A 6,670-nucleotide genomic window follows, 5' to 3' on the forward strand; every position below is an offset into this window, starting at 1 on the left:
AAATGATTTACTTTTGATTTTTTTATTTTATGCTTTCAATACTTATTCCTACATACAATTATAATGTTTTTACATTAGTTTGTGAACTTCATAAGCAGTGTTTATATGCCGATATTGAATTTGAAATTATTGTGTTTGATGATGGTTCAGAGTCAGAATTAAATATTGAAAACGATAAAATAAATTCTTTAGAAAAATGCAAGTTTGAAATCTTAAAGAAAAACATAGGTAGAAGCGCAATCAGGAATTTATTAGCAAAATCTGCAATATTTGATAATTTGCTTTTTTTAGATTCAGACACACTTCCACTTTATGATAATTTCATTACAAATTATTTATATCAAATAAATAATGATGAAAAAGTAGTATATGGCGGAATTGAATATCAAAAAAATAAGCCAGGAAAAGAACAACTATTTAGATGGACTTATGGAACTAAAAGAGAGGCACTTTCTTTAGAGAAAAGGGGGGGAAATCCCTACTTATCATTACTCACTTTAAATTTTTTAATTAAAAAATCTGTTTTTGAAAAAATAACTTTTAATGAAAAAATACCCAATCAAAGACATGAAGATACTTTATTTTCGTACGATTTAATGCAAAATAAAATTAAAGTTTCTCATATAGAAAATCCTGTAATTCATTTGGGAATAGACAATTTTGATATTGCTATCCAAAAAGAAAAACAATCTGTTATTGCGCTAAAAAATCTTATCGACAATCACCTAATATCTATCAATTATGTTGGAATTTCGAGAGTTTATCACAAAATAAAAAAGCTAAAATTATGTTGGTTTTTCTCTTTTACATTTAAAAATACAGAACAATTATTTTTAAAAAATTTATCCAGTACTAATCCATCTATATATATATTTGACATTTATAGGCTCGGATTTTTGTGTTCTTTAAATTCTAAATAAATTCATTTAATAAAGCTAAAATGTATCAAACTTTAAAAAAAATAGTAAGTAAAGTCGTTTCGAAAAAGTTTCTTTATAAAAATGAATTCTTTTTTAGAAATCTGTACGCATTGGCATATAGCGGAAATTCTCATCAATGTAATATTTGTGAAAAAAAATTAAGCAAATTTGTCATTAATCAACGAAAGGAATTGTTGTGCCCAAAATGTGGTAGTCTAGGAAGAGACAGAAGATTATGGAAACTTCTGGAAACCGATTATTTGAAAGAAAATTATACTGTATTAGATTTTTCTCCTTCAAGAAGTTTGTCGCATAAACTTAAAAAGGTGAAAATGATAAATTATATGAGTACCGATTTATCAGGGAATTTTAATGCTGATTTTCAATATGATATTACAAAAATTGATATAGATTCTAATACTGTCGATTTAATCATTTGTTATCATATTTTAGAACATATTGACGCAGATTTACTCGCCATGAGTGAATTATTTAGAGTTTTAAAACCCAACGGAATTGCGATTATTCAAACTCCGTTTACAGCGGGTGAAATTTATGAAAACCCATTGATAAAATCACCCGAAGAAAGACTAGAACATTTTGGGCAAGAAGACCATGTAAGAATATATTCTGAAAGCGGATTACAAGAAAGATTAGAGAAATCTAATTTTAAAATTATTATTAAGCACTACATGGAACCTAAAAAGTATAACGGATTGGTAGAAAATGAAACCATATTTATTTGTAAAAAAAAATAGTATTAGGTTAATTCTTTAAATAAATTTTGCCAAATACTCATAACTGAATCTATATTATATTTTTTACTATCCTCTTGTGCTGCCAACCCTAATTGGTTTCTTAAATTTTCATTTGCAATTAATAGATTTGTTTTATTAATAAAATCTGATTCATTTCCATCTTCGACCAATAGTCCATTTATATTATTTGTAATAATATTTCTTGGTCCAACTGGGCAGTCATAAGCAATGCAAGGTAATGCTGAATACATTGCCTCAATAAGTACCATTCCAAAAGCTTCAGATCTAGATGTCATCAAATAAATTGAAGAATCAATATAACAATCTTGCACTTCTTTTGTTGGAGGATAAAAATTCACATAATTTGAGATCCCTAAATCTATAGCTAGTTTTTGGTATTTTAAGTTAGAATCCCAATGTCCAAAAATATCAAGTTTCCAATCTGGATTACTTTGTATTACTTTTTTCCATATATATAATAATCTATCTATTCCCTTCTCATGGCTGTGTCTACTTATATTAATAGCCTTTTTCATATTTAATTTACTAGTTTTTTGCTCTGTAAAAGAAATAGGATTAGGAATAACTACGCTATTTTGTATATTCCATTCTTTTTTACCATCGACTGTTTCAAAAACAATTTTATCAAATGTTTTTAGCATTTTACTTTTAAAAAAATGAATGAATTTAAACTTGAATTTATTCATTATTGAATTTTTATAATCCTTTTTTAAAAATTTTGTAACGTGTGTCTCAAATATTACAGGTGTTTTAATATTTAAAAAAAAAGGTAAAAACACACCCAAAACGGCATCACAAATAATGATTATATCTGGCTGTTCTTTTTCAATAGTCTTTTTTAAAGAAACAATATATTTGTTTAAAAAAGAAAATGTATATTTTGAATGAAAAATTGTTTTTATTTGAATTCTTTCATCAAAATCATAAAAAAAAGTTTCTTCGTCACTTTTTGTACAAAGAATAGTAACTTGATAATTATAAACTGATGTAAGATAATTTGCCTTTAAAGCTAATACTCTAGCTATTCCGCCAGAGTTAGTGATTTCTGGAGCGATATATAATATTTTCATTTTTTTAGATTCAAGTTTTTTCGAAACTTCAAAACATATTTTACTTAAAATAAATTAACTAGGATTATTATTTAAAATATCTTCCATTTTCATTAGTCTCAACCATTGCTTTCCAATATTTTCTAAAGTAAAATGTTGTATGCTTTGAAAAGCATTTTTCTTACAATAATCATACAACTCTTGATCATTAATAAACAAGTTTATTGCTTCTGTTAATTTGTTAATATTTTGATTTTCAACTAGAAGTCCATTTTTTTTATCTATAATAATTTCACTCGGTCCGCAAAGACAATCAAAAGCAACCACTGGGGTCTGACAAACCAATGATTCAACTAGAACATTAGCGAAACCTTCATTTTTACTACTCAAAACAAGAAATCTAGCTTTTTTTAAAAACTTAAAAGGATTATCTTGATAACCTAAAAAATGAACCCATTCAAGAATATCGTTTTCTGCTGCAATATTCTGGTAAAACTCGTTATTCCCTTTACCTAAAATGACTAAATGTATCTCTTTTTTAGGCAAAATAGAATTGGCATAAGCTTCAATCAATTTATCAAACTGTTTAACATTGCTTTCATACTGACCAATGGCAATAATATAGTCAAAATCTATTTCGGTTGTTGGTTCATCCCATTTATTAAGAATCTCATTTATATTGACAGGATTAGCAATAGTAGCAACATTTGTTAAATGATGTTTTATTTCTACCAACTCTTTCATTGGTTTTACAATGGCAACATTAGCATAACAATGATTATAGATGAGCCTTGTTAAAAAAGAATTATTTGGCATATAATAATGAATCCAATAGCTATGTATAGTATAAATAGTGCTGCTTTTATAAATAAACTTTGCTATAATTAACTCTTGCCAATGTTTTGTTCTAGGGCGGAAATCTATAATAAAATCAAAATTATTTTGTTTTAAATATTTTTTTAAAAGGGTCAATCTTTTAAGTTTATTAAGAAATCCATTACTGTTTTTTTTTAATAATCCTAAGTTAAGTAACTTTCCTTTATAAGGATAAGTGACTTTGTCTAGTACAATAATATTATGAACTTCTATCCCCATATTATCAAAAAAGACAGATAAATTGGCCATTACTTTCTCACCACCACCTTCACTCAAACTAAAACCAATTAAAGCAATTTTATACTTTTTACTAGGGAAAATCATTATATTTTTTTTATTTTCGTCTCAAATATAGCAAAAATGCGGGTTTTACTTGTTGGAGAATACAGTGTTTTACATAATTCCTTAAAAGAAGGATTACAAATGCTTGGTCACGAAGTAAAATTGATAGGTAATAGTGATGGTTTTAAGCAATATCCTGTCGATTATGATTATGAAGCAAAATGGCTAAAAAAAAAGGCATTTACAACTCTAAGAAAAATTTTTTATCGTCTTTTTAAATTTGATTTAGCAGATTTAGAATATGGTATTCGTTTTTATTTTTTATTACCTAAATTAAAAAAATTTGATGTAGTTCAATTTATAAATGAAGCATCAATAAAAACAACAACAAAAATAGAGATCTATTTAATTAGAAAAATCCTAAAAGAAAATAAAAAAAGTTTTGTATTAACTTCTGGTGTCGATTATTTGACTTTGAAGTTTTATATCGAAAATAAAGATTACAAATCACTTTTGCAACCTTATTTTAAAGATTCAAAACTAAAAGAATTCAACTCTTTTTTTTCTTATTTTAGTAAAGGACATATTAAAATTCATCGTTTTATACAATCAAATTTTAATGGATTAATAGCCACCGATTTTGATTATATTGATGCCGCAAGAAAAAGCCCTATTTTTTCTGCTTACATACCTTATCCAATAAACGTTTCTAAACTAAAATTTGAGAAGTTAAAAATCGAGGATAAAATAATTATATTTCTTGGTATTAACAAATATAGTTATCATCAAAAAGGTATTGTTTACTTTGAAAATGCTTTGAAAATTATAGAACAAAAATTTAAAAATAAAGTCGAAATCATAATTACCAATACTATACCATATTCAGAATATATTGAATTATATAACTCTGCACATATTCTTTTAGATCAAGCATACTGTAATGATCAAGGTTACAATGCTCTAGAAGCTATGGCAAAAGGTAAAGTTGTTTTTACCGGAGCAGAACAAGAATTTATTAATTACTATAATATAACAGATAAAGTATGTATTAATGCCTTACCAAATGTAGATTATTTAGTAAATGAATTATCCTATTTGATTGAAAACCCTAACGAAATTGTCGCTATTGGTCATAGAGCAAGGGCATTTGTCGAAAAAGAACATGATTATATAAAAATCGCAAAAAAATATTTAAATATTTGGGAAGAAAAATAAATTTTAATTAAAGAAAAGTAGCTAATACCTTATATTTCTAATGAAATTATTTAGAGGTTTCTCAAAATAAGTATAAAGTAAAATTGAAATCAGATTAAGTACAATAAATATCAATAAATAGTTGAAATTAAACTTATGTAATAATAATTCGAAAATACCTATATGAATTAAATAAAAAACATAGGAACTCTTGCCTAATAATTGCATTAAATTACTCTCTAGAACTTTAGAAGCTATTGTTTTTTCATAAATAAGCCCAAATAATAATGGCAAAATTCCGAATAAAGGCAATAGTAATGTGTTAATTATTTTACCCATAATACAATCTGTACCGTATCCGTTATCAGAAATTTTTAAAATGGATAAAAAATAAACGAACACTATCATTGATACTATTCCAAAATATGTCCCATATTTTATTCTAAAACTATAACCATATTTTTTTATAAATAACGCTAAACCTATACCTAAAATAAATTCTGTACATCTACCAAAGAAAGTGAAATCGAGCATAAAATTTTGTGTCTTCATCAAACCATAAAAGGAATAATCTTGAAATATAAAAACTAATAAAAAACCTATCATCAATATAATTATAGGTAATATCAATAAAAAAAACTTACTCTTTTTTATTACTAAAAATAATAATGGAGCAATTATATAAAAATTTTCTTCAACTGTTAATGACCAACCTTGAGCAATTCCTGAAAATTTAAAATCATTAAAAAATCCACGTAAAAAAGTAATATTTAACAAATAAATTTTAAAATCAAAAAAAGACTTTTGTGTACTAAAAATAGCATAATAAAGAAATGTTGTCGTAGATAACATAAAATACATTGGGTATATTCTTGCAAAACGATTAATCATATAATCTTTGAAATCAATTTTTTCGAGATTGTAATATCTATAGGTAATTAAAAAACCACTTAGTACAAAAAAAAGAGTAACTCCTATATGCAACTCAGAAAAAAAATTATAAAATCCTTGCCCAAATACAGCTCTGTTTATCGGATTAAAATGATGGAAATAAACCATATACGCAGCTATTGCTCTTAAACCAGTTAAAGCAGGAAAGTAATTTATAGTGTCTATTTTTTTATTCATCTAAAATAAAATTTTTCTGAAATAAATCCATAAAACCAACAAATACAGAAAATATGTAAAGGCATGTGCTATTACAACTCCTTCTATTTGAAAAATATTAGTAAAATAAATACTCGAAAAATAGAGTATTATTAATGATAATATTTCTGTTGCTATAAACACTTTTGTCATTTTTTTTGCAAAAAAATTCAATGCTAAAATCCAAGAAGCAACTTTTAGAAAATCACCAACCAGTTGCCAAAAAAACAAATTAGAAACTGGTATAAACTCTTTACTCAAAAGAGTTTTTACTGCAAAAATTCTAAAAATGTAAATTATAGTTAATCCTAAAAAAAGTAAAGGAAGTACTTGTTTGTAAAAACTCCAAAAGACTTCTTTTGTTTCTTCTCTTGTTTTTGCTAATACTAATTTTGGATAATAATATATCATAAGTAAAGTATTT

General features: G+C 25.3%; 6 protein-coding genes and 1 pseudogene. 3 read left to right on the plus strand and 4 right to left on the minus strand.

The genetic code is table 11. The features are described from left to right. Positions 1 to 29 precede the first annotated feature (29 nt). The gene (locus tag ABI549_RS08260) at positions 30 to 920 is read left to right on the plus strand and encodes a glycosyltransferase family A protein (RefSeq protein WP_348075984.1); all 891 of its coding nucleotides are present in this window, start codon (positions 30 to 32) and stop codon (positions 918 to 920) included. A 20-nt stretch (positions 921 to 940) separates the two neighbouring features. Further along, positions 941 to 1,678, plus strand: a complete 738-nt coding sequence (locus tag ABI549_RS08265) for a class I SAM-dependent methyltransferase (protein WP_348075985.1) — start codon at positions 941 to 943, stop codon at positions 1,676 to 1,678. Positions 1,679 to 1,680: 2 nt separating this feature from the next. Here the strand turns inward: ABI549_RS08265 and ABI549_RS08270 are convergent, their stop codons facing one another. Both ABI549_RS08270 and ABI549_RS08275 read right to left on the minus strand, forming a co-directional pair. Continuing rightward, positions 1,681 to 2,769, minus strand: coding sequence for a glycosyltransferase family 4 protein (locus tag ABI549_RS08270; protein WP_348075986.1), 1,089 nt, complete (start codon positions 2,767 to 2,769; stop codon positions 1,681 to 1,683). Positions 2,770 to 2,823: 54 nt separating this feature from the next. After that, complete coding sequence (locus ABI549_RS08275; protein WP_348075987.1) at positions 2,824 to 3,948, minus strand: glycosyltransferase; 1,125 nt, start codon at positions 3,946 to 3,948, stop codon at positions 2,824 to 2,826. Positions 3,949 to 3,984: 36 nt separating this feature from the next. On the opposite strand from ABI549_RS08275, the gene ABI549_RS08280 reads away from it, so the two are divergent. After that, positions 3,985 to 5,121 (plus strand): glycosyltransferase, encoded by a 1,137-nt coding sequence (locus tag ABI549_RS08280; protein WP_348075988.1) that lies wholly within the window; start codon positions 3,985 to 3,987, stop codon positions 5,119 to 5,121. A 21-nt stretch (positions 5,122 to 5,142) separates the two neighbouring features. Here ABI549_RS08280 and ABI549_RS08285 read toward each other — a convergent pair whose 3' ends face one another. After that, on the minus strand, positions 5,143 to 6,228 hold the full coding sequence (locus ABI549_RS08285) for an acyltransferase (RefSeq protein ID WP_348075989.1): 1,086 nt from the start codon (positions 6,226 to 6,228) through the stop codon (positions 5,143 to 5,145). Further along, positions 6,229 to 6,670 (minus strand): annotated as a pseudogene (locus ABI549_RS08290) (O-antigen translocase); the annotation flags it as partial.

The organism is Flavobacterium sp., assembly GCF_039932285.1.
Lineage (GTDB): Bacteria > Bacteroidota > Bacteroidia > Flavobacteriales > Flavobacteriaceae > Flavobacterium.